Source organism: Streptomyces xanthophaeus (assembly GCF_030440515.1).
GTDB classification, from domain to species: domain Bacteria; phylum Actinomycetota; class Actinomycetes; order Streptomycetales; family Streptomycetaceae; genus Streptomyces; species Streptomyces kutzneri.
In genome coordinates this window covers 2740730-2762597 of record NZ_CP076543.1, presented here as the reverse complement: position 1 = coordinate 2762597, position 21868 = coordinate 2740730, and the positions used below count along the sequence as shown (strand labels likewise).

The 21868-nt window shown below is 71.2% G+C and carries 19 protein-coding genes; 12 read left to right on the top strand and 7 right to left on the bottom strand.

The window, feature by feature from the left end:
* Positions 1 to 43 precede the first annotated feature (43 nt).
* The 5 genes from KO717_RS11665 (at position 44) to KO717_RS11645 (ending at position 4518) form a co-directional block, all read left to right on the top strand.
* Positions 44 to 1300 (top strand): MFS transporter, encoded by a 1257-nt coding sequence (locus KO717_RS11665; protein ID WP_301366412.1) that lies wholly within the window; start codon positions 44 to 46, stop codon positions 1298 to 1300.
* A gap of 21 nt (positions 1301 to 1321) precedes the next feature.
* Complete coding sequence (locus KO717_RS11660) at positions 1322 to 1828, top strand: MarR family winged helix-turn-helix transcriptional regulator (RefSeq protein ID WP_301366411.1); 507 nt, start codon at positions 1322 to 1324, stop codon at positions 1826 to 1828.
* Between the two features lie 104 nt (positions 1829 to 1932).
* Positions 1933 to 2262 (top strand): DUF3817 domain-containing protein, encoded by a 330-nt coding sequence (locus KO717_RS11655; protein WP_301366410.1) that lies wholly within the window; start codon positions 1933 to 1935, stop codon positions 2260 to 2262.
* Positions 2263 to 2360: 98 nt separating this feature from the next.
* Positions 2361 to 4061 (top strand): acyl-CoA mutase large subunit family protein, encoded by a 1701-nt coding sequence (locus KO717_RS11650; RefSeq protein ID WP_301366409.1) that lies wholly within the window; start codon positions 2361 to 2363, stop codon positions 4059 to 4061.
* 55 nt (positions 4062 to 4116) lie between these two features.
* On the top strand, positions 4117 to 4518 hold the full coding sequence (locus tag KO717_RS11645) for a hypothetical protein (RefSeq protein WP_301366408.1): 402 nt from the start codon (positions 4117 to 4119) through the stop codon (positions 4516 to 4518).
* Positions 4519 to 4540: 22 nt separating this feature from the next.
* Here the strand turns inward: KO717_RS11645 and KO717_RS11640 are convergent, their stop codons facing one another.
* Positions 4541 to 5158, bottom strand: a complete 618-nt coding sequence (locus tag KO717_RS11640) for a TetR/AcrR family transcriptional regulator (protein WP_301366407.1) — start codon at positions 5156 to 5158, stop codon at positions 4541 to 4543.
* A gap of 249 nt (positions 5159 to 5407) precedes the next feature.
* On the opposite strand from KO717_RS11640, the gene KO717_RS11635 reads away from it, so the two are divergent.
* The 4 genes from KO717_RS11635 to KO717_RS11620 all read left to right on the top strand — a co-directional run bounded on the left by KO717_RS11635 (position 5408) and on the right by KO717_RS11620 (position 9692).
* Positions 5408 to 6412 (top strand): tetratricopeptide repeat protein, encoded by a 1005-nt coding sequence (locus KO717_RS11635; protein ID WP_301366406.1) that lies wholly within the window; start codon positions 5408 to 5410, stop codon positions 6410 to 6412.
* A gap of 628 nt (positions 6413 to 7040) precedes the next feature.
* A complete protein-coding gene (locus KO717_RS11630; protein WP_301366405.1) occupies positions 7041 to 7682 on the top strand; it encodes a DUF6230 family protein in 642 nt (213 codons plus the stop codon).
* A 107-nt stretch (positions 7683 to 7789) separates the two neighbouring features.
* A complete protein-coding gene (locus KO717_RS11625) occupies positions 7790 to 8377 on the top strand; it encodes a DUF6114 domain-containing protein (protein ID WP_301366404.1) in 588 nt (195 codons plus the stop codon).
* Positions 8367 to 9692 (top strand): hypothetical protein, encoded by a 1326-nt coding sequence (locus KO717_RS11620; protein WP_301366403.1) that lies wholly within the window; start codon positions 8367 to 8369, stop codon positions 9690 to 9692. The genes KO717_RS11625 and KO717_RS11620 overlap by 11 nt, the downstream gene beginning before the upstream one ends.
* Positions 9693 to 9911: 219 nt before the next feature.
* Here KO717_RS11620 and pyk read toward each other — a convergent pair whose 3' ends face one another.
* The 3 genes from pyk to pta form a co-directional block, all read right to left on the bottom strand.
* A complete protein-coding gene (gene pyk / locus KO717_RS11615; RefSeq protein ID WP_301366402.1) occupies positions 9912 to 11339 on the bottom strand; it encodes a pyruvate kinase in 1428 nt (475 codons plus the stop codon).
* A 61-nt stretch (positions 11340 to 11400) separates the two neighbouring features.
* Positions 11401 to 12615: an acetate kinase gene (locus KO717_RS11610; protein ID WP_301366401.1), complete on the bottom strand. Its 1215-nt coding sequence runs from the start codon at positions 12613 to 12615 to the stop codon at positions 11401 to 11403.
* 45 nt (positions 12616 to 12660) lie between these two features.
* The gene (pta, locus tag KO717_RS11605) at positions 12661 to 14751 is read right to left on the bottom strand and encodes a phosphate acetyltransferase (RefSeq protein ID WP_301366400.1); all 2091 of its coding nucleotides are present in this window, start codon (positions 14749 to 14751) and stop codon (positions 12661 to 12663) included.
* Between the two features lie 224 nt (positions 14752 to 14975).
* Here pta and KO717_RS11600 point away from each other — a divergent pair, with 224 nt between their 5' ends.
* On the top strand, positions 14976 to 16001 hold the full coding sequence (locus tag KO717_RS11600) for an ATP-dependent 6-phosphofructokinase (RefSeq protein ID WP_301366399.1): 1026 nt from the start codon (positions 14976 to 14978) through the stop codon (positions 15999 to 16001).
* Between the two features lie 155 nt (positions 16002 to 16156).
* Here KO717_RS11600 and KO717_RS11595 read toward each other — a convergent pair whose 3' ends face one another.
* Positions 16157 to 16840, bottom strand: a complete 684-nt coding sequence (locus KO717_RS11595; RefSeq protein WP_301366398.1) for a helix-turn-helix domain-containing protein — start codon at positions 16838 to 16840, stop codon at positions 16157 to 16159.
* Between the two features lie 333 nt (positions 16841 to 17173).
* Here KO717_RS11595 and KO717_RS11590 point away from each other — a divergent pair, with 333 nt between their 5' ends.
* Both KO717_RS11590 and KO717_RS11585 read left to right on the top strand, forming a co-directional pair.
* Entirely contained in the window at positions 17174 to 17566 is a 393-nt protein-coding gene (locus KO717_RS11590) for a MerR family transcriptional regulator (protein WP_266605082.1), read from the top strand.
* A 25-nt stretch (positions 17567 to 17591) separates the two neighbouring features.
* Positions 17592 to 17933, top strand: coding sequence for a thioredoxin family protein (locus KO717_RS11585; RefSeq protein ID WP_301366397.1), 342 nt, complete (start codon positions 17592 to 17594; stop codon positions 17931 to 17933).
* A 24-nt stretch (positions 17934 to 17957) separates the two neighbouring features.
* On the opposite strand, the gene glgB is transcribed toward KO717_RS11585, so the two are convergent.
* Together glgB and KO717_RS11575 are read right to left on the bottom strand one after the other, a co-directional pair.
* Positions 17958 to 20270 (bottom strand): 1,4-alpha-glucan branching enzyme, encoded by a 2313-nt coding sequence (glgB, locus tag KO717_RS11580; protein ID WP_437184495.1) that lies wholly within the window; start codon positions 20268 to 20270, stop codon positions 17958 to 17960.
* Positions 20267 to 21712 (bottom strand): maltokinase N-terminal cap-like domain-containing protein, encoded by a 1446-nt coding sequence (locus tag KO717_RS11575; RefSeq protein ID WP_367401519.1) that lies wholly within the window; start codon positions 21710 to 21712, stop codon positions 20267 to 20269. The genes glgB and KO717_RS11575 overlap by 4 nt, the downstream gene beginning before the upstream one ends.
* Positions 21713 to 21868: the final 156 nt, after the last annotated feature.

The following is a 21868-nucleotide window of genomic DNA, read 5'->3' as shown; positions in this document are numbered from 1 at the left end:
CGAATCTGTGGGACGCCGCCCCCGGGCCCGGGACGCTGGGCCCATGCCAGCCCACACCCAGGCGCCCGGGCGGTCCGCACCGCCGCCGGGCTACCGCTCCGTGTTCCGGGTCCGGGAGTTCCGGACCGTCTTCGCCGCCCACCTGCTGTCCGTGTTCGGCGTGGTCGTCGCCGAGATCTCGCTGTCCGTCCTCGTCTACCGCACCACCGGCTCGCCCCTGATGAGCGCCCTCACCTTCGCCCTCGGGTTCCTCCCGTACGTCCTCGGCGGGACCCTGCTCGCCGGGATCGCCGACCGCCACCCCGCCCGCCGGGTGCTCGTCGCGTGCGACCTCGTCTGCGCGCTCTGCGCGGCCGCCATGGTGGCGCCGGGCACGCCCGTCGCCGTGCTGCTCGTCCTGCGCTGCGCGATGGCCTTCGTGGCGCCGCTGTTCCAGGGCACGCGCAACGCCTCCCTCTCCGACATCCTCGGCACCGGCGACGCCTTCGTCCTGGGCCGCTCACTGCTGCGCATGGTGGCCCAGAGCGCCCAGCTCATCGGCTTCGGCCTCGGCGGGCTGCTGCTCACCGTGCTCGCGCCGCGTGCGGCCATCGCCCTCACCGCCGCCGGGTTCCTCGGCTCCGCGCTGCTGCTGCGGCTGGGCACGCGCAGCCGCCCCGCCCGCAGCAGCGGCCGTACCTCCCCGCTGGCCGGACTGCGCGCCGTCCTCGGCCGGCGCCGGCTGCGCGCGCTGATGCTGCTGTTCTGGCTGCCGCCCGTCTTCCTCGTCGTCCCCGAGGCGCTGCTCGCCCCGTACGCGGACGGCATCGGCGCCGGCACCGCCGCCCTCGGCCTGATGATGTGCGCCATGCCCGTCGGCACCATCGCCGGGGAGCTCTGGGCCGGCTCGGCCCTCACCGCCCGCACGCGATCGCGGATCGTGGCGCCGCTGGCCGCCGCCGGGCTGCTGCCGCTCCTGCTCTTCGCGCTCCGGCCGGGGCTGCCCGCGGTCCTCGCCGCCCTGCTGCTCGCCGGGCTGGCCCACGCCTACACCCTCGGGCTGGACCAGTGGTACGTCGAAGCCGTTCCCGACGAGTTGCGCGGCCGGGCGATGACGCTGCTCAGCACCGGCCTGATGACCCTCCAGGGGGTGGGCATGGCCCTGGCCGGCCTCGCCGCCGAATTCCGCCCCGTGCACGAGGTCGTCACGGGCGCCGGGTTCCTCGGCACGGGGGTCGTCCTGCTGCTCCTGGCCGAACTCCGGGCCGCTGTCCGGCAGGAGGGACGACTGAGGGATGAGACGGCCCTCGCGGTGAAGTGACCTCCCGGTAGGGTCGGACGCGTGCCCAAGCCGCTCAGCCTTCCCTTCGACCCCATCGCCCGCGCCGACGAGCTCTGGCAGCAGCGCTGGGGACCCGTGCCCTCGATGGCCGCGATCACCTCGATCATGCGCGCGCACCAGATCCTGCTCGGTGAGGTCGACGCGGTCGTCAAACCGTACGGGCTGACCTTCGCCCGGTACGAGGCGCTGGTGCTGCTCACCTTCTCCAAGGCCGGCGAACTGCCGATGTCCAAGATCGGCGAGCGGCTGATGGTCCACCCGACGTCGGTGACCAACACCGTGGACCGGCTCGTGAAGTCCGGACTGGTCGCCAAGCGGCCCAACCCGAACGACGGCCGCGGCACCCTCGCCTCCATCACGGAGAAGGGCCGCGAGGTTGTCGAGGCCGCCACGAAGGACCTGATGGCCGTCGACTTCGGCCTCGGTGCGTACGACGCCGAGGAGTGCGGGGAGATCTTCGCGCTGCTGCGCCCGCTGCGGGTGGCCGCGGCGGACTTCGAGGAGTAGCCGGAGGCCGGGGCGGGGCCGGGGCGGGACCCGTGGCCGGGACCCGTGGCCGGGGCCCGGGGCCGCGTCAAGATCGAGCAAAACGGACGGCTAGGCTCGTCGGCATGAAACGAAGCGTGCTGACCCGCTACCGCGCCATGGCCTACGTGACCGCGGTCATGCTCCTGATCCTCTGTGCCTGCATGGTGGCGAAGTACGGCTTCGACACCGGCGCCGACCTGACCTTCGTGGTCTCGCAGGCCCACGGTGTGCTCTTCATGATCTATCTGGTCTTCGCCTTCGACCTGAGCTCCAAGGCCAGGTGGCCCTTCGGCAAGATGCTCTGGGTCATGCTCAGCGGAACGATTCCGGTGGCCGCCTTCTTCGTCGAGCGCAAGGTCCGCGCCGAGGTCGAGCCGCTGGTCAGCGACTCGGTCGCGACCGCCGAGGCCTGATCGCCTCCGCGTACGAGGCGAGCATCACCCACCCCCGGGGCGAGTCTCCGGGGGTTTGCCATCGACATTTACTAGGACGTCCTAGTAAATTCATGGGTATGGACGCTGACGCCATCGAGGAAGGCCGCCGTCGCTGGCAGGCCCGTTATGACAAGGCCCGCAAGCGCGAGGCAGACTTCTCCACGCTCTCCGGCGACGAGGTCGAGCCGGTCTACGGGCCCCGGCCCGGCGACGCGTACGAGGGCTTCGAGCGCATCGGGTGGCCGGGCGAGTACCCGTACACCCGCGGTCTCCACGCCACCGGCTACCGCGGGCGGACCTGGACCATCCGGCAGTTCGCCGGGTTCGGGAACGCCGAGCAGACCAACGAGCGCTACAAGATGATCCTGGCCGCCGGCGGCGGCGGGCTCTCCGTCGCCTTCGACATGCCGACCCTCATGGGGCGCGACTCCGACGACCCCCGCTCCCTCGGAGAGGTGGGGCACTGCGGGGTCGCCATCGACTCCGCCGCCGACATGGAGGTCCTCTTCAAGGACATCCCCCTCGGCGACGTCACGACCTCGATGACGATCTCGGGCCCGGCCGTCCCCGCCTTCTGCATGTACCTGGTCGCCGCCGAGCGGCAGGGCGTGGACCCCGCCGTCCTCAACGGCACGCTCCAGACCGACATCTTCAAGGAGTACATCGCCCAGAAGGAGTGGCTCTTCGAACCCGAGCCGCACCTGCGCCTCATCGGCGACCTCATGGAGTACTGCACGAAGGGCATTCCGGCCTACAAGCCGCTGTCCGTCTCCGGCTACCACATCCGTGAGGCCGGGGCCACGGCCGCGCAGGAGCTCGCGTACACCCTCGCCGACGGCTTCGGCTACGTGGAGCTGGGCCTCTCGCGCGGCATGGACGTCGACGCCTTCGCGCCCGGCCTGTCCTTCTTCTTCGACGCGCACCTCGACTTCTTCGAGGAGATCGCCAAGTTCCGCGCCGCGCGCCGGATCTGGGCCCGCTGGATGAAGGAGGTCTACGGGGCGAAGAGCGAGAAGTCGATGTGGCTGCGCTTCCACACCCAGACCGCCGGTGTCTCCCTGACCGCGCAGCAGCCGTACAACAACGTCGTACGCACCGCCGTGGAGGCCCTCGCGGCCGTGCTCGGCGGCACCAACTCCCTGCACACCAACGCCCTCGACGAGACCCTTGCCCTGCCGAGCGAGCAGGCGGCCGAGATCGCCCTGCGCACGCAGCAGGTGCTGATGGAGGAGACCGGCGTCGCCAACGTCGCGGACCCGCTGGGCGGTTCCTGGTTCGTGGAGCAGCTCACCGACCGCATCGAGGCCGAGGCCGAGAAGATCTTCGAGCAGATCAAGGAGCGCGGCCTGCGCGCCCACCCCGACGGGCAGCACCCGATCGGGCCGATCACCTCGGGCATCCTGCGCGGCATCGAGGACGGCTGGTTCACCGGGGAGATCGCCGAGTCGGCCTTCCAGTACCAGCGCTCGCTGGAGAAGGGCGACAAGCGCGTCGTCGGCGTCAACGTGCACCACGGGTCGGTCACCGGGGACCTGGAGATCCTCCGGGTCAGCCATGAGGTCGAGACCGTCCAGGTGCGGGAGCTGGCGGCCCGCAAGGCCCGCCGCGACGACGCCAAGGTCGACGCGGCGCTGAAGGCGATGCTGGACGCCGCCCGGGACGGGTCGAACATGATCCCGGCCATGCTGGACGCGGTGCGGGCCGAGGCCACGATGGGCGAGATCTGCAACGTCCTGCGCGACGAGTGGGGCACGTACACCGAGCCCCCGGGCTTCTGACCCGCCTCCCGTAAAGGTGTGGAACGGCCGGTCATGATGCCCCTACGGTGGCCCCATGACCGGCCTTCCCGTTTCCGTGCCCGGTGTCAGCGCCCGCGTGGTGATGCAGATCGGCTGCGGCCCGTACGCGTACATCGTCGTCGACTTCGAACCGCCCGGCGCCGACGGCGCGTCGGAGTTCCTGCACACCGTGCGGGAGGAGCGGCTGCCGCACGAGTTCCTGCCCGCGGTGTTCGAGGGGATCCGGGAGGGGCTGGGCGGGGTGGCGGCCCGGGTGCGCGTCACGGACGGCGGCTTCCACGAGGTCGACTCCCGGGACGACGGCTACCGGTTGGCCGGGCTGTACGCGGGCCGGGCCGCCCTCGCGGGCGCAGGTCTGGGGCCGCCGCCGGAGAACCAGGGCCGGCAGATCACGGTGAGCTGGCCCGGGAAGCCCCGCCGGACACCGCAGGCGTAGCCGGGGCCGTGGCCGGGCCGCGTCAGGCCGCCGGGCCGCGCAGGCCGTGCATCAGGAGCGCCGTGAAGGTGGCCACCCAGAGTTCGTCCACCGGTTCGGAGCTCACCAGGGCGCGGTGCACCACCGTGCCCGCGATCACATCGAAGATCAGGTCCGTGGTGCGGCCCGCGAGGGACTCGTCCTCCTCGTACGGGAGTTCGCCGCGAGCCTGGGCCCGTTCGCGACCCAGTACGACGAGACGTTTCTGCCGGTCCACGATCGCCGACCGGATCCGGTCACGCAGGGCCTCGTCCCGGGTGGACTCCGCGACGACCGCCATCAGGGCGGTACGGGCCTCCGGGCGCCGCAGCAGCTCCGCGAACTGCAGCACCACGTCCTCGATGTCCGCTTCGAGGGAGCCCCGGTCCGGGAGTTCGAGCGCGTCGAAGAGCTCCGCGACCGCGTCCACGACCAGCTCGTTCTTGCCCGCCCAGCGCCGGTAGAGGGTGGTCTTGGCGACCCCCGCCCGGGCGGACACGTCACCCATGGTGAGCTTCGACCAGCCCAGCTCGACGAGCGCGTCCCGGGTCGCGGCGAGGATCGCGGCGTCCGCGGCGGCACTGCGGGGACGACCGGTGCGGCCGGGGCTGGGGTTGCGCATGGCCGAGACCATACCCGCCGGTAGCCGAACCGGCCGCTGTGGTTCAGATCACGGGTCCGGAAGGGGCGCGGTGGGCCGCCGGGGGAGTTACGCTACGGCTCGTAGCGTAAGAGCGACAACCACGCGAAGAGCTACTGGCGCCAGGTGGGGACCCGGCGCCGTTCAACACCACGATCGCGACGGTACGGCGGCACGGCCAATTCACGCGATCTTTTTCGTCGGCGCGCGCACACGGGGGAGGATGTACGCATGCAGCCCAGAAACATGTCCATGAGCGGCGTCGTCGACCTCGCCGCGGTGAAGGCGGCCGGCGAGGCCAAGGCCAAGGCCGAGCAAGCCCGTGCCGAAGCGGCGAAGCGGGCCGGCGAGGCCGGCGGGGCGGGTCCGTCCGCCGGCGCGGTGCCGCCGTCCGCGCTCGTCATCGACGTAGACGAGGCCGGCTTCGAACGCGATGTGCTCCAGCTCTCCGCAGAGGTTCCGGTCGTCCTGGACTTCTGGGCCGAGTGGTGCCAGCCGTGCAAGCAGCTCAGCCCGCTGCTGGAGCGCCTGATCACCGAGGCCGACGGTCGCCTCGTGCTCGCCAAGATCGACGTCGACGCCAACCAGATGCTGATGCAGCAGTTCCAGATCCAGGGCATCCCGGCCGTCTTCGCCGTGGTCGCCGGTCAGGTGCTGCCGCTGTTCCAGGGCGTGGTCCCGGAGCAGCAGATCCGCGAGACCTTCGCCCAGCTCGTCCAGGTCGCCGAGGAGCGCTTCGGGATCATCGGCATCGAGGTGGACCCGGACGCGGAGGGGGCCGCTCCGGCCGCCGCGGCCGAGGACGAGATGCCGGCCGGCCCGCACGACGCCCTGCTGGAGGCGGCCGTCGTCGCGCTCGACGCCGGTGACCTCGGCGGCGCGGTCCAGGCGTACAAGAACGTGCTCGCCGACGACCCGGGCAACACCGAGGCCAAGCTGGGTCTGGCCCAGGCCGAGCTCCTCGCCCGGGTCCAGCACATGAACCCGCAGGCGGTGCGGGCCGCGGCGGCCGAGAACCCGCGCGACCCGGCGGCGCAGATCGCCGCAGCCGACCTCGACCTGGTCGGCGGCCACGTGGAGGACGCCTTCGGGCGCCTGGTGGACACCGTCCGCGTCACGTTCGGTGAGGACCGGGACGCGGTGCGACTGCGGCTGCTGGAGCTGTTCGAGGTCATCGGCGCGGACGACCCGCGGGTGTCCGCGGCGCGTACGGCGCTCGCGCGGGTGCTCTTCTAGGCAGCCTCCGGACCGGCTTCGCGGCCGCTCCGGGCCCGCCGCCACGCGCCGCCCGTACATCGCCGGGCCACCGGCGATTTGTTGACACGTAGATAAACAGCGGCCGCGCTTTGCCAAAACTTGGCAATCGCGGCCGCTGTTACTCGCAGTAAATCGAACCCCGTGAACTGTCCGGTGTGTTCGTCATTCGACCGTTCTGTCGTGGCCCTGGGTAACACCCTGTGTTGCTGCCCGACGGCGGCGGGTCGCACCTAGGTTATCTGGCCGTTACCCGCCAGTAACGAACCCCCTTGTGCCCCGGCCTGGAATGGACCACGATCGGCGACGCTCGGTCCTTCCCGCAGAGCCGCTCACTCGGAGCCGCGGTGAAGGGTCCCCACCGAGCCGGCCGGTGGCAGTGGCACCGGCCGTGGGACAGGGGGGTCTCTGCCACTCCGGCGGGGCCTGTCCTCCAGGTTGCGCGAACGCGTGGCCCAGTGGTTGTCGCTCGGGGGTGATCGCCGGTGTATCGGACGTGGCACAGCCGCGGCCCGGCCGCCTGCGCTCCTTCCCGAGGACGTAGCACTTCTCCCATCCCAGGACGGGCACGGCCCGGACCGGAGATGTACGTCCGAGAAGGAGGAACGAAATGAGTTCTCAGGTTCGTGGTGGGACCAGATGGAAGCGCTTCGCGCTCGTCATGGTGCCGAGCATCGCGGCCACGGCCGCGGTCGGTGTGGGTCTGGCGCAGGGTGCCCTTGCGGCGTCCTTCAGCGTCTCCGGCCAGGACTTCAAGGTCTCGGCCGACGAGCTCGTGGGTGAGAACCTCATCCAGTACGGCGGTATCGCCGAGGGTCACGACCTCAAGGGCAACGCCCAGCACCACCCGGTCACCATCTCCGGGTTCAGCAACGCCAAGATCACCAACATGTGCCAGTCCCTGGTCACCCCGACTCCGCTGGGCAACATCACGCTCCAGCTGAAGACCGGTCACAAGGGCACGGCTGCCGAGGCGACCAACATCTACCTGGATGTGGCCGAGCTCGACACCAACGCCGAGTTCACCAACCTGGACATCGGTGTGGCGGTCGGCGACGCGAGCCACAAGACCAAGCCGCAGGCCGGCACGGTCGCGAGCCCGTACGCCTTCTCGCAGCGCGCGGACAAGGCGGTCCTGCGGGACGTCAAGCAGAAGGCGTGGGCGACCACGGCGGGCACCTTCAAGCTGCCCAACCTGAAGCTGCGCCTGCTCGGTGGCGACCAGCCGTGCTACCAGGACATCAAGGACTGATCAGTCCCCGTGTCTGACCGGACGGGCGGGTGGTGGCAGCCGTCGCCCCCGCCCTTCCGGGCTCCACAGAGTTCTCAAGTACCACCGTTTCCAGGGAGCTGTTGTCCATGAACCCCCAGGCCCCGGTTTACGTTCGCGCAGAAGACGACGCCTGGCCCACCGTGGTGTACTACCACTTCCATGCCTGGAGCGGCCGCCGTCCCTTCTGGGCCGGGTTGTTCACGCTCCTCGGTGGCTTCCCGATCGCATACTTCCCTTACGCGGACCTCCGGCTGGGCAACGTCAGTCTCGCGATGGCCACCACGGGCGGCGCGGGCGCACTGATCATCGGTGTACTGCTCATCACGCTCGGCCTGGCGCTCTGGTTCCAGGCGACCATCCGCGTCTTCGCCGGCGTGGCCGCGATCCTGCTCGCCCTGGTCTCGATCCCGGTGTCCAATCTCGGCGGCTTCTTCGTCGGCTTCGCCCTCTCCATGGTCGGCGGCGCTCTCGCCCTGGCCTGGGCGCCGGGGCAGCCTGCCGAGGAGGGCGAGGAGCCGGCGGCCGAACAGCAGCCGGGCACGGTCGCCCTGAGCAAGGCGGACGCGATGGCGGACATGGGCACCCCGGGCATTCCGGGTCCCCGTGGGACGGAAACGGCACACGCGAGCGAGACGACTGCCCACGCCGATGGCGGGAGGAACAGTGCGGGGTGACGAGACGCAGCGGGGCGTGGCCCCTGGCGCAGAGTCCCGTGTAGTGAAGGGGCCGCGCCACGCGGCGCCCAGGAAGTCGCTGCTGAACAAGATCCAGATACCCGTCGGCAAGACGATGGCGCTCGCGGCGATGCCGACGGCCGTGTTCGTCGGGATGGGCATGGCGCCGAAGCTTGCGGTGGCCGACGACAAGGAGATCCCCTTCGCGCCCGGGCCGTGTGTGACGCGGTCCGACGAACCCGCGGAGACCGAGTCGAAGTCCCCGTCGCCCACGCCGTCCACGACGCCTTCGCCGAGTACGTCGCCCAGCGCGACGCCCTCTCCGTCGGCGTCCGCGTCCACGAAGGAGAAGGCGAAGCCGAGCACCTCTCCGTCGGCGGCCAAGCCCCCGGTGGCGAACGAGAAGGCAGCGGCCCCGGCCACGACGCCGGCTCCGGAGCCGACCAAGTCCACGAACCCGCTGGACCCGCTGGGTGTCGGCGACGCGCTCAAGAACCTCGTCGACGAGCTCGGCAGGCCCCTCAAGGACGCGACGGCGAAGGCGACCCCGACGCCCGCGCCCACCCCTTCCGGCACCGCCACGGCGGCCCCGACCCCGGACCCGGCCGCGGACGCGATCCGCGAAGCGGCGAAGAAGGCCGGTGTCGACGTCAAGGAGCTGTCCGAGGAGGTCAAGAAGACCGAGAAGGACCCCAAGGACGAGACGGGCGAGGGCAAGGCCAAGGGCGAAGCCGAGGACGACAAGTCCAAGGCGGAGGACGAGGACAAGTCCGAGGACAAGGACAAGGCCAAGGACGAGGAGACGAAGGACCCGGACGGGAAGCAGCCCTTCCCGTGCCCGACCTACGACGCCAAGGCACTGGCCGACGCCGAGCTGGAGCAGGGCGTCCCGCTCCTGCCGGACGAGCCCTGGTACCTCGACAGCTCCCTGCTGACCCTCTACGGCCTGGACTACCACGGCATCGTCGAGGTGAAGACGGCCGGCGGCAAGACCAAGAAGGTCCTGAAGTTCACCGCGGACTCGCTGGACATCAAGGACCTGTACCAGACGGTCGGCAAGTCGGGGAACGTCGCCCACCTGAAGTCGCGTCCGGGCTCCACGTCCAAGATCCGCGGTGGCACGGTGACGATGTACACCGAGAGCCTGAAGGGCAACCTGTTCGGTCTGATCCCGATCGAGTTCACCCCGAACAGCCCGCCGCCCCTGAACGTCCCGTTCGCGTTCTTCACGAACGTCAAGGTCGTCCAGGCCGGCCAGTTCGGCGGCACGCTCACCGTTCCGGGCCTGAAGAACTACATCGGCCCGCCGGAGTAGGCGCAAGACACGAAGCTCCCGGCAGCACGCGCTGCCGGGAGCTTCGTCATTCATGGGGACGGCTGAGCCGTCCAGAGGTGAGCGCGTGGCGGACCTTTACAGGCAACCCACAGAATCGTCAGGCCGGGACGAACACCGAGGGCGGCACCCCGGATCCTTCGTGGATCCGGGGTGCCGCCCTCGGTCTCTGTGCGGCAGAGTTCAAGCGGGCCCGCGGTGTCAGGCCTGGGTGTCGCCCAGGTGGTGGACGCGGACCATGTTGGTGGTGCCGGGGACACCGGGGGGCGAGCCGGCGGTGATGACCATGGTGTCGCCCTGGTTGTAGCGGTTGAGCTTGAGCAGCTCGCCGTCCACCAGGTCGACCATCGCGTCGGTGGTGTCCACGTGGGGGACGATGTAGGACTCGACGCCCCAGCTCAGCGTGAGCTGGTTGCGGGTGTTGACGTCGGTGGTGAAGGCCAGGATCGGCTGGGTCACGCGGTAGCGCGACAGGCGGCGGGCGGTGTCGCCGGACTGGGTGAAGGCGATCAGCGACTGGGCGTCGAGGAAGTCCGCGATCTCGCACGCCGCGCGGGCGACGGAGCCGCCCTGGGTACGGGGCTTCTTGCCCTGGACCAGCGGCTGGAGGCCCTTGGAGAGGAGCTCCTCCTCGGCCGCCGTGACGATCTTCGACATCGTCTTGACGGTCTCGATCGGGTAGGCGCCGACCGAGGACTCGGCCGACAGCATGACCGCGTCCGCGCCGTCGAGGATGGCGTTGGCGACGTCGGAGGCCTCCGCGCGCGTCGGGCGGGAGTTGGTGATCATCGACTCCATCATCTGGGTCGCGACGATCACCGGCTTGGCGTTGCGGCGGCACATCTCGATGAGCCGCTTCTGGACCATCGGGACCTTTTCGAGCGGGTACTCGACGGCGAGGTCGCCGCGGGCCACCATGACCGCGTCGAAGGCGTCGACCACGGCGGCCATGTTCTCGACGGCCTGCGGCTTCTCCACCTTGGCGATGACGGGGACCCGGCGGCCCTCCTCGTCCATCACCTTGTGGACGTCCTTGACGTCGTTGGCGTCGCGGACGAAGGACAGGGCGACCATGTCGCAGCCCATCCGCAGGGCGAAGCGGAGGTCGTCGACGTCCTTCTCCGACAGGGCGGGGACGTTCACGGCGGCACCCGGCAGGTTGATGCCCTTGTGGTCCGAGATGACACCGCCCTCGATGACGATGGTCCGGACCCGGGGGCCCTCGACCTCGGTCACCCGGAGCTCGACGTTTCCGTCGTTGATCAGGATCTGGTCACCCTTGGCGACATCGCCCGGGAGGCCCTTGTAGGTGGTGCCGCAGATGGACTTGTCGCCCGGGACGTCCTCGATGGTGATGGTGAACTCGTCACCGCGCACCAGCTCGACGGGACCCTCGGCGAAGGTCTCCAGGCGGATCTTCGGGCCCTGGAGGTCGGCGAGGACGCCGACGGCGCGCCCGGTGTCCTCGGAGACCTGCCGGACGCGGTCGTACCGCTCCTGGTGTTCTGCCTGGGACCCGTGGCTGAAGTTGAATCGGGCCACGTTCATACCTGCCTCGATGAGCGCTTTCAGCTGCTCATACGAGTCGACGGCGGGGCCCAGCGTGCAGACAATTTTGGAACGGCGCATGACTGGATCCTATCGGTTTGTTTCGTAGCGGAATATTCCGTCTGGCGGAAAGTCCAAGTGACTAGTCGGTAACCAGCGCATACGCCTGGGTGGCGATCTCCAGTTCCTCATCCGTCGGGACCACCGCCACCGCCACCCGGGCATGTTCCGCCGAGACCAGCCGGGGTTCGGCGGAGCGCACGGCGTTGGCCTCCGGATCCAGCGCCAGGCCCAGCGCGGCCAGGCCGTCGATCGCGGCCTCGCGGACCTGGTGGGCGTTCTCGCCGACCCCGGCCGTGAAGGTCACCGCGTCCACCCGCCCGAGCACCGCCGTGTAGGCCCCGATGTACTTCTTCAGCCGGTGGACGTACGCGGCGAAGGCGAGGCTCGCCGCCTCGTCGCCCTCGCCCGCGCGCCGCAGCACCTCGCGCATGTCGTTGTCGCCGCACATGCCCAGCAGACCGCTCTTCTTGTTCAGGAGCGAATCGATCTCATCCACCGAGAAGCCGCCCACCCGCGCCAGGTGGAAGACGACCGCCGGATCGACGTCGCCCGAACGGGTTCCCATGACCAGCCCCTCCAGCGGGGTCAGGCCCATGGACGTCTCCACGCACACCCCGCCCCGCACGGCCGAGGCGGAGGCGCCGTTGCCGAGGTGCAGCACGATCACGTTCACGTCCTCCACCGGCTTGCCGAGCAGCCGGGCCGTCGCCCGCGAGACGTAGGCGTGGGAAGTGCCGTGGAAGCCGTACCGCCGGATGGAGTACGCGTCGGCGGTCGCGGCGTCGATCGCGTACCGCGCCACGTGCTCCGGCATCGTCGCGTGGAAGGCCGTGTCGAAGACGGCGACCTGCGGAAGGTCCGCGCGCAGCGACCGCGCCACCTCGATGCCCGTCACGTTCGCCGGGTTGTGCAGCGGAGCCAGCGGGATCAGGCTCCGGATCTCCGCCAGCACCTCGTCGTCGATCACGGTCGGCCGGGTGAACCGCGTCCCGCCGTGCACCACCCGGTGCCCCACCGCCGCAAGTTCCGGCGAGTCCAGGCCCATCCCGTCCGCGGCGAGCTCCGCGGCCACGGCCTTCAGGGCGGCCCCGTGGTCCGCGATCGGTCCGAGCCGCTCCCGCCGGCCGGCGGCGGCGCCCGGACCCGCGAGCGGCTCGTGCACCAGCCGGGAGGTCTCCTCGCCGATGCGCTCCACCAGGCCGGCGGCGAGCCGGGACCGGTCCGCCATGTCCAGGAGCTGGTACTTGACCGACGAGGAGCCGGAGTTGAGGACGAGTACGCGCGATGCGGTCACGATGAGGGTCTTTCCTTGTCGCGGTCGGTGGGAGAGGGCGGGGGATCAGGCGGTGGCCGTGGGCGCCGGCGCGCCCTGCGCCTGGATCGCCGTGATGGCCACGGTGGTGACGATGTCCTGGACGAGCGCACCGCGCGAGAGGTCGTTGACCGGCTTGCGCAGACCCTGGAGGACCGGGCCGACCGCCACCGCGCCCGCCGAACGCTGCACGGCCTTGTACGTGTTGTTGCCGGTGTTGAGGTCGGGGAAGATCAGCACCGTCGCCCGGCCGGCCACCTCGGACCCCGGCAGCTTGGTCGCCGCGACCGAGGGCTCCACGGCCGCGTCGTACTGGATCGGCCCCTCGATCTGCAGGTCCGGGCGCTGCTCGCGGACGAGCTCGGTGGCCTTGCGGACCTTGTCGACGTCCGCCCCGCTGCCCGAGGTGCCGGTCGAGTACGAGAGCATCGCGATCCGCGGCTCGACGCCGAAGGCGGCCGCGGTGGCGGCCGACTGGACGGCGATGTCGGCGAGCTGCTCGGCGTTCGGGTCCGGGTTGACCGCGCAGTCGCCGTAGACGAGGACCCGGTCGGCCAGGCACATGAAGAAGACCGAGGAGACGATGGACGCCTCGGCCTTGGTCTTGATGATCTCGAAGGCCGGGCGGATGGTCGCCGCCGTGGAGTGCACCGAACCGGAGACCATGCCGTCGGCCAGGCCCCGCTGGACCATCAGGGTGCCGAAGTAGTTGACGTCGGTGACCACGTCGGCCGCCAGCTCGACGGTCATCCCCTTGTGGGCGCGGACCTGGGCGTAGTACTCGGAGAAACCTTCCCGCAGCGGGGAGGTCGCCGGGTCGATGAGCTGGGCGCCGGAGATGTCGACGCCGAGGTCGGCGGCCTTCTTCAGGATCGCCTGCTCGTCGCCCAGCAGGGTCAGGTCGCAGACGCCCCGGCGCAGCACCACGTCCGCGGCGCGCAGCACGCGCTCCTCGGTGCCCTCGGGCAGTACGACGCGGCGGCGGTCCGAGCGGGCCCGCTCCAGTAGCTCGTGCTCGAACATCATCGGGGTGACGCGCTCCGAGCGGGCCACCGACAGCAGGCCGCGCAGCTCGCCGGTGTCCACGTGCCGCTCGAACAGGCCGAGCGCGGTCTCCAGCTTGCGCGGGGTCGCGGAGTTCAACCGGCTCTGCAGCGAGAACAGTTCGGTGGCGGTGGGGAAGCTGTTGCCGGCCACCGACACCACGGGCGTGCCCGGGGCCAGCTTCGAGGCCAGCGTCAGGATGTCCGGGGTCGGACGCTCGTTCAGGGTGAGCAGCAAACCGGCGATCGGCGGGGTGCCGGAGGTGTGCGCGGCCAGCGCGCCGATGACCAGGTCGGAGCGGTCCCCCGGGGTGACGACCAGGCAGCCGGGGGTCAGGGCGTTCAGGAAGTTCGGCAGCATGGCGCCGCCGAAGACGAAGTCCAGGGCGTCGCGGGCCAGCCCGGCCTCGTCGCCGAGGAGCACCTCACCGCCGAGCGCCCGGGTGATCTGGGCGACGGTCGGGGCGGAGAGCGACTTGTCGTCCGGCAGCACGTAGCAGGGCACGGGCAGCCGGGCGGCCAGCCGCTCGGCTATGACGTCGCGGTCCTCCGCGGCCACCCGGTTCACGACCATCGCGACGACGTGGCAGCCCAGCGTCTCGTAGGCGCGGTAGGCGTTGCGGGCCTCGGCGCGCACGGCCTCGGCCTGGTGCTTGGTGCCGCCCACCACGGGGACGACGACCGCGCCCAGCTCGTTGGCGAGGCGGGCGTTGAGCGCCAGCTCGTCGGGGAGGTTGGTCTCCGCGTAGTCCGTGCCGAGGACGAGCATGACCTCGTAGTCGCGGGCCACCCGGTGGTAGCCGTCCACCAGTCGTGAGACCAGCTCGTCGGTGCCCTTCTCGGCCAGGATCGCCGAGGCCTCCTGGTAGGACATGCCGTAGGCCGCCGCGGCGTCCTGATCGATCCGGTAGCGGGCCTTGAGGAGGTCGAAGAGCCGGTCCGGTGCGTCGTGCAGCAGCGGACGGTAGACGCCGACCCGGCCCGTCTGCCGGGTCAGCAGCTCCATGATCCCCAGCTCGACGACCTGCCGGCCGTCCCCCCGCTCGATACCGGTCACGTACACGCTGCGCGTCACGCCCGCTCTCCGTCCCATGCTGTGAAGGTCATTTTGATCTGGCTCGACCCCTTGACAATACCTCTGTCAATGGGTAGGGCGCCCCTGGGGAAAAGGCCTGGCCGGGAGGGCCGAAGGGCCTTCGGGGCGTGGTCGCCGAAAACGTGCGGCGTCCCGGGCCCGTGGAACAATCGGACAGGCTTCACCATTACGCCCTTCATATGTACGGCAGGAGACACAGCACGATGCGTATCGGAGTTCTCACCGCAGGCGGCGACTGTCCGGGCCTCAACGCTGTCATCCGGTCGGTCGTACACCGTGCCCTGGTCGGGCACGGAGATGAGGTCATCGGTTTCGAGGACGGCTTCAAGGGCCTCCTCGACGGCCATTTCCGCCCCCTCGACATCAATGCCGTCAGTGGCATCCTCGCCCGCGGCGGCACGATCCTCGGTTCGGCGCGCATGGAACGCGCCCGTCTCCACGAAGCCGCCGAGAACGCCCAGGAGCTGGCGACCCGCTACGGCATCGACGCCCTCATCCCGATCGGCGGCGAAGGCACCCTGACCGCCTCCCGGATGCTGTCGGACGCCGGGATGCCGGTCGTCGGCGTACCGAAGACCATCGACAACGACATCTCCTCCACCGACCGCACCTTCGGCTTCGACACCGCCGTCATGGTCGCCACCGAGGCGATCGACCGCCTCAAGACCACCGCGGAATCGCACCAGCGCGTGATGGTCGTCGAGGTCATGGGCCGCCACGCGGGCTGGATCGCCCTGGAGTCCGGCATGGCCGGCGGTGCGCACGGCATCTGCCTGCCGGAGCGCCCCTTCGAGGTGGAAGCCCTGGTGAAGATGGTGGAGGAACGGTTCGCCCGCGGTAAGAAGTTCGCCGTGATCTGCGTGGCCGAGGGCGCACACCCGGCCGAGGGCTCCATGCCCTACGAGAAGGGCGCGATCGACGCCTACGGCCACGAGCGCTTCGCCGGCATCGGCAACCGCCTCGCGATCGAACTGGAGCACCGCCTCGGCAAGGAGGCCCGCCCGGTCATCCTCGGCCACGTCCAGCGCGGCGGCACCCCCACCGCCTACGACCGCGTCCTCGCGACCCGCTTCGGCTGGCACGCCGTCGAGGCCGTCCACCGCGGCGAATACGGCAACATGACCGCCCTGCGCGGCACCGACATCGTGATGGCCCCGCTCGCCGAGGCCGTCACCGAGCTGAAGACCGTCCCCGAGGAGCGCATGTACGAGGCCGAATCCGTCTTCTGACGCCGGCCCGGGCGGGACCTGCCACCCGGCCTTCCGGCATTTCCCGGCCTCACCGGCCTCCCCGGCTTCCGAGGACGAACGGCCCCGGTCCCCGCGCGTCCGCGCCGGGTCCGGGGCCGTTCGCCGATGCCGGTGGTCCGCCCGATGTGCCCGTCCTACGCCGCACCGCCCGCGAGCTGCCAGAACCGGTCCACGATCTCGGCGAGGAACTCCCGGCCCGCGTCCCCGCTGCCGGCCTCGCCCTGGCCGCCGCCCCAGCTGAGCGTCGCCACCATCCGCGACTGGTAGTCGCCGTGCAGCTGCTCCAGCACCGTCTCCAGATGGTGCTTGGGGATCGGCAGCAGCTTGCCCAGCGGCTTCACGTACGCCTGCCAGCGCGTGGTCACCGCACTGCGGAGCATCTCGGCGAGCTCCTCGTGCTTGCCGGTCGCCGTCACGAACTGGGCCAGCGTCAGACCCAGCACCGTGGCCAGGGCGGCGGACTGCCGTTCGTTGCCCTTCCAGCGCCCGGTGTCCTCCATCTTCTGGTAGGAGCCCGTCTCCAGGCCGATCCGGCGGGCCAGGTCGTCCGCCGCGAGCCCCCGGGCGACCCGGTGCTCCCGCAGGGTGACCGGTTCGGCGAGCAGTTCGCCGGGCGCACACCACAGGACGCCCGCGAGAGCCGTGAGCTCGGCGGAGGAAGGTGATATCTCGCCACGCTCCCAGGCCATCACGGTCTCGGGCGCGACGACGAGTCCGTACTGGGCACGCAGGCCGTAGGCGACATGTCCGGGAGCCATGCCCAGGGCCGCGCGCAGGCGACGCGCGGCGGGGGCATTGAAAGGTGGGCTGGAGTGCACACCGCACACCGTAGAAGTGGCCAGGCTGCGGCGCCTACAGACCAAACAAACAAGCCCATACCTCGTAGGAAAGTCCTATGAAGTTAAGGCCTTTCGCCGGGTTTCCGGGCGACTGTCCGGTAATCGGTGAAGCGGAAGATCTTTTCCGTATGTACGGTTCCAGCCAACGCCCGTCGATGCAAGACCTCTCACACTCTTCGCACAATCCGAACCGACCGGCCCTTTTCTGCGTGATCCTTTCCGGGGCCCTCGCCGACGGGGGTGGTGAGGGCCCCGCCCTTCTTCCCCGCCTCGTCTTGCCTTGACGTCCGCGTCAAGGAATACGGTCGTTCCATGCGCATCGGCGAACTGGCGGAGCGGGCGGGAACCAGCACCCGGACGCTCAGGTACTACGAGTCGCGCGGGCTGCTCCCCGCGCGGCGGGCCGGCAACGGCTACCGGACCTACGACGAGGACGACCTGCGGCTGCTGAGCCAGATCCGCACGCTCCAGGACTTCGGCTTCGAGCTGGAGGAGACCCGGCCCTTCGTGGACTGCCTGCGGGCCGGCCACCCGGCCGGGGACTCCTGCCCCGCCTCGCTCGCCGTCTACCGGCGCAAGCTCGCCGAACTGGACGGCCTGATCGGCCAGCTGGCCGACGTGCGCGAACAGCTGGGACGGCAGTTGGCTGACGCGGAACGGGCGGCCGGCGAAGCGGCCGTGCCGAAGTGCGAGATGACCGGATGACCGGACGGACGAGAGGGACGGTGGCATGAAGGCCCACGGTGTGGCGCAGGTGACCGACGCGGATTTCGAGGCCGAGGTGCTCGGGGAGCGGGGACGGCCCGTCCTCGTGGAGTTCACCGCGGACTGGTGCGGCCCCTGCCGCCAGCTCGCCCCCGTACTCTCCTCGATCGCCGCCGAGGAGGCCGGCCGGCTCAAGGTCGTGCAGATCGACGCGGACAGCAACCCCGGGGCCGTCACCCGGTACGGGGTGCTGTCCATGCCGACCCTGCTCGTCTTCCGTGACGGCGAGCCCGTCCAGCAGATGGTCGGGGCCCGGGCCAAGCGCCGGCTGCTCCAGGAACTGGAGGAGCAGCTCGCCTCGGCCTGAGCCCCGGCGCGAGCCCCTGCGGGCTCAGCCCTGTGGCCGGAACCAGACCGTCGCCAGCGGCGGGATGGTCATGCGCAGGCTCGCCGGGCGGCCCTGCGCAGGAACCGGCTCCGGCCGCAGCGGCTGCGTGTGGTGGATGCCGCTGCCGCCGTAGACCTCCAGGTCGGTGTTGAGCACCTCCCGCCACAGCGGCACCTCCTCGGGCACCCCGATCCGGTAGCCGTGCCGGACCACGGGCGAGAAGTTCGACACCGCCAGGAGCTGGGAGCCGTCCTGCGCGTACCGCAGGAACGCGAAGACGTTGTCCTCCGCGGCGTCCGCCTCCACCCAGGCGAAGCCCTCCGGCACGGTGTCCCGCTCCCACAGGGCGGGCGCCGCCGTGTACGTGCGGTTCAGGTCGCGCACCAGGTCCCGTACGCCGCGGTGGTCACCGGCCGCCGCGTAGGAGGAGTCCAGCAGCCACCAGTCCGGCCCGTACACCTCCGACCACTCCGACCCCTGCGCGAACTCCTGCCCCATGAAGAGCAGTTGCTTGCCCGGATGGGCCCACATGAAGCCCAGGTACGCCCGGTGCGAGGCCCGCCGCTGCCACCAGTCGTCCCCGGGCATCCTCGACACCAGAGATCCCTTGCCGTGCACCACCTCGTCGTGCGAGATCGGCAGCACGTAGTTCTCGCTGAAGGCGTAGATCATCCCGAAGGTCATGTCGTGGTGGTGGTACTTGCGGTGCACCGGCTCCTTCGACATGTAGCGCAGGGTGTCGTGCATCCAGCCCATGTTCCACTTCAGGCCGAAGCCGAGCCCGCCGCCGTCCGTCGGCCGGGTCACGCCCGTCCACGCCGTGGACTCCTCCGCGATGGTCACCACCCCCGGACAGCGCCGGTACACGGTCGCGTTCATCTCCTGGAGGAAGCCGACCGCGTCCAGGTTCTCCCGCCCGCCGTGCTCGTTGGGCGCCCACTCGCCCTCGCCGCGCGAGTAGTCGAGGTAGAGCATCGAGGCCACCGCGTCCACGCGCAGGCCGTCCACGTGGAACTCCTCGCACCAGTACACGGCGTTGGCGACGAGGAAGTTGCGGACCTCCTTGCGGCCGTAGTCGAACTCCAGCGTCCCCCAGTCCGGGTGCGCGGCCCGCCGCGGGTCCTGGTGCTCGTACAGCGGCCGCCCGTCGAACTCCGCGAGGGCCCAGTCGTCGCGCGGGAAGTGCGCGGGCACCCAGTCGACGATCACCCCGATCCCGGCCCGGTGCAGCGCGTCCACGAGGAAGCGGAAGTCGTCCGGGGTGCCCATCCGCGAGGTCGGCGCGTAGAAGCCGGTGACCTGGTAGCCCCACGAGCCGCCGAACGGATGCTCGGCGACCGGCATCAGTTCCACGTGGGTGAAGCCCAGCTCCTTGACGTACGCGGGGAGCTGCTCGGCGAGCTGCCGGTACGAGAGCCCAGGCCGCCAGGACGCCAGGTGCAGCTCGTACACCGAGAAGGGGGCCTGGTGCGGGGGACGGGCACCGCGCCCGGCCATCCACGCCGCGTCCTGCCACTCGTGCCGGGAGGAGGTCACCACCGAGGCGTTCGCCGGGGGGACCTCCGCGGAGCGGGCCATCGGGTCCGCGCGCAGGGTGTGGCTGCCGTCCGGGCGCGTGATGTCGTACTTGTAGAGCGTGCCGGCGCCCACCCCGGGCAGGAACAGCTCCCACACGCCGGTGGACCCGAGCGAGCGCATCGGGTAGGCGACGGAGTCCCAGTACGAGAAGTCCCCGGTGACCCGGACCCCCTGGGCGTTGGGCGCCCACACCGTGAAGCGGGTCCCGGCCACCCCCTGGTGCTCCATCGGCTCGGCGCCGAGCGCCTTCCACAGCTGCTCGTGGCGGCCCTCGCCGATCAGGTGCAGGTCCAGCTCGCCGAGGGCGGGCAGGAACCGGTAGGGGTCGTGGATCTCGATCTCGTCGCTGTCGTACGTGACCAGCAGCCGGTACTCCGGCACACCGGTCAGCGGCAGCAGCCCCGAGAACAGCCCGTCGCCCTCGTCGAGGAGCTCGGCCCGCAGCCCCTTCGCGACGACGGTGACCGCCTTGGCAAAGGGGCGCAGCACCCGGAAGGCCACCCCGCCCCGCTGGGCACGGGCCCCCAGCACCGCGTGCGGATCGTGGTGGCGGCCCTCCAGCAGCCGGGCCCGTTCGTCCGTGCCGAGTGCGGGCGCCGGCCGGACGCCGCGCGGAGGGGCGGCGCGGCGGGCCCGGGGCGCCCGGGCCTTCTTCACCGGCGCGGCCGCCGGAGCGGGGTCGGGGGCGGGTGCGGCTTCGTCGCGGACGGTCGGTGACGGCTGTCGTGCGGCGCTCACGCGAGCGGCCTCCTCGGGGGCTTCGGGTGGGGGTGAGGGGAGATGGAGCCGGGGGCGGACGGGGTCGGCGGCACGCGGTGGGCGGGCCGGGCGGGCTCCGAGAGCCGCCGGATCGCGGCCATCGGGACGTGCAGCCAGTCGGGGCGGTGCCGCGACTCGTAACGGGCCTCGTACACCGCCTTGTCGGTCTCGTACGCGCGCAGCAGCACGGGGTCCTCGCGGGGGTCCCGGCCGGTGGTGCGGGCGTAGCCCTCGCAGAAGGCTGCCCGGCAGTCGTCCGCCCAGGCGGGGGCGAACGGCCGGTGCGAGCGGGCGGCGTAGTCGAAGGAGCGCAGTATCCCGGCGATGTCGCGCACCGCCGGTTCGGGGCGGCGCCGGTCGGCCAGCGGCCGGGCCGGCTCGCCCTCGAAGTCGATCAACGACCAGCTGCCGTCGAGGGTGCGCAGGGTCTGACCCAGATGGAGGTCCCCGTGGATCCGCTGGGCGGGCACCCCCGCCCCCCGGGAGGCCGCCAGCGCGTCGAAGGCGCCCCGCAGCCCCGCCTCGTAGGGCCGCAGCGCCGGTACCTCCCGGGCTGTCGCTGCCAGCCGGGCCGTCATCCCCGCCGCGAGCCGGGCGGTCTGCTCCGGGCCGAGCGCGACCGTGGGCAGCGCCGCGGCCAGCGCACTGTGCACCTCGGCGGTGGCCCGGCCCAGCGCGTGCGCCTCGGCGGTGAAGTCGTCCCCGGCACCGAGCCGGCGCAGCGCGAGCTGCCAGCCGTCGTCGGAGCCGCGCAGGTACGGCTGGAGCACGCCCAGGGTCAGCGGTTCGCTGCCGGGCGGTTCGGCCTCGTACCAGGCGACGGGGGCCGGGACCCGGGCGCAGCCGGCGGCGGCCAGCGCCCTGGGCAGTTCCAGGTCCGGGTTGACCCCGGGGCCGACCCGGCGGAACACCTTCAGGATGAACGAATCTCCGTAGATGAGCGAGGAGTTGGTCTGCTCCCCGGACAGCGGCCGGGGGGTGAGCCCCGCCGGGATCGGCGTGGCCGGGTCCCGGTCGAAGCGCAGCGGACCGAGTACCCCGGGGGAGCGCAGCCGTTCCAGCAGCATGGCCGCGAGCCGGGGATCGCCCAGCGCCTCGTAGACCGCCCGGCCCGCGTACGGACCGTCCTCGGCATGGCCGATGAGGGTGGGCGCGAGGGCGGGCGGCAGGGACGGGCGGATGCCCAGCAGCAGTTGGTAGCAGTCCCCGTCGACGTCGAGGAGCAGGTGCAGCAGTCCGGGGGTGGATCCCGGCGGCAGCAGTTCGGCCGCCGAGACGGTCCTGAGCCTGCTGATGGTGCGGCCCTTGCCCGCGAACCAGCGCTGTGCGGGCAGCCAGGCCTTGAGCATCGGCTCCAGTGGAGCGATCCCGGCGGCCCGGTCGGCCGTCAGCCGGCTCCGGGCGGATGCAGCCTCCGACATGGCGTCGCGTCCTTTCCCCGGGCCGTCACAGAATGCGCAGAGTGTCCCGGATGCGCGGCAGTTGCTTCTCCGGCATGTGCGAGTGTCGGGTCAGGATGGTCCGTACAGGGGCGGGCGATTGACCCATTCGAGCTGCCCGCCCCCTGGTGTGAAGGC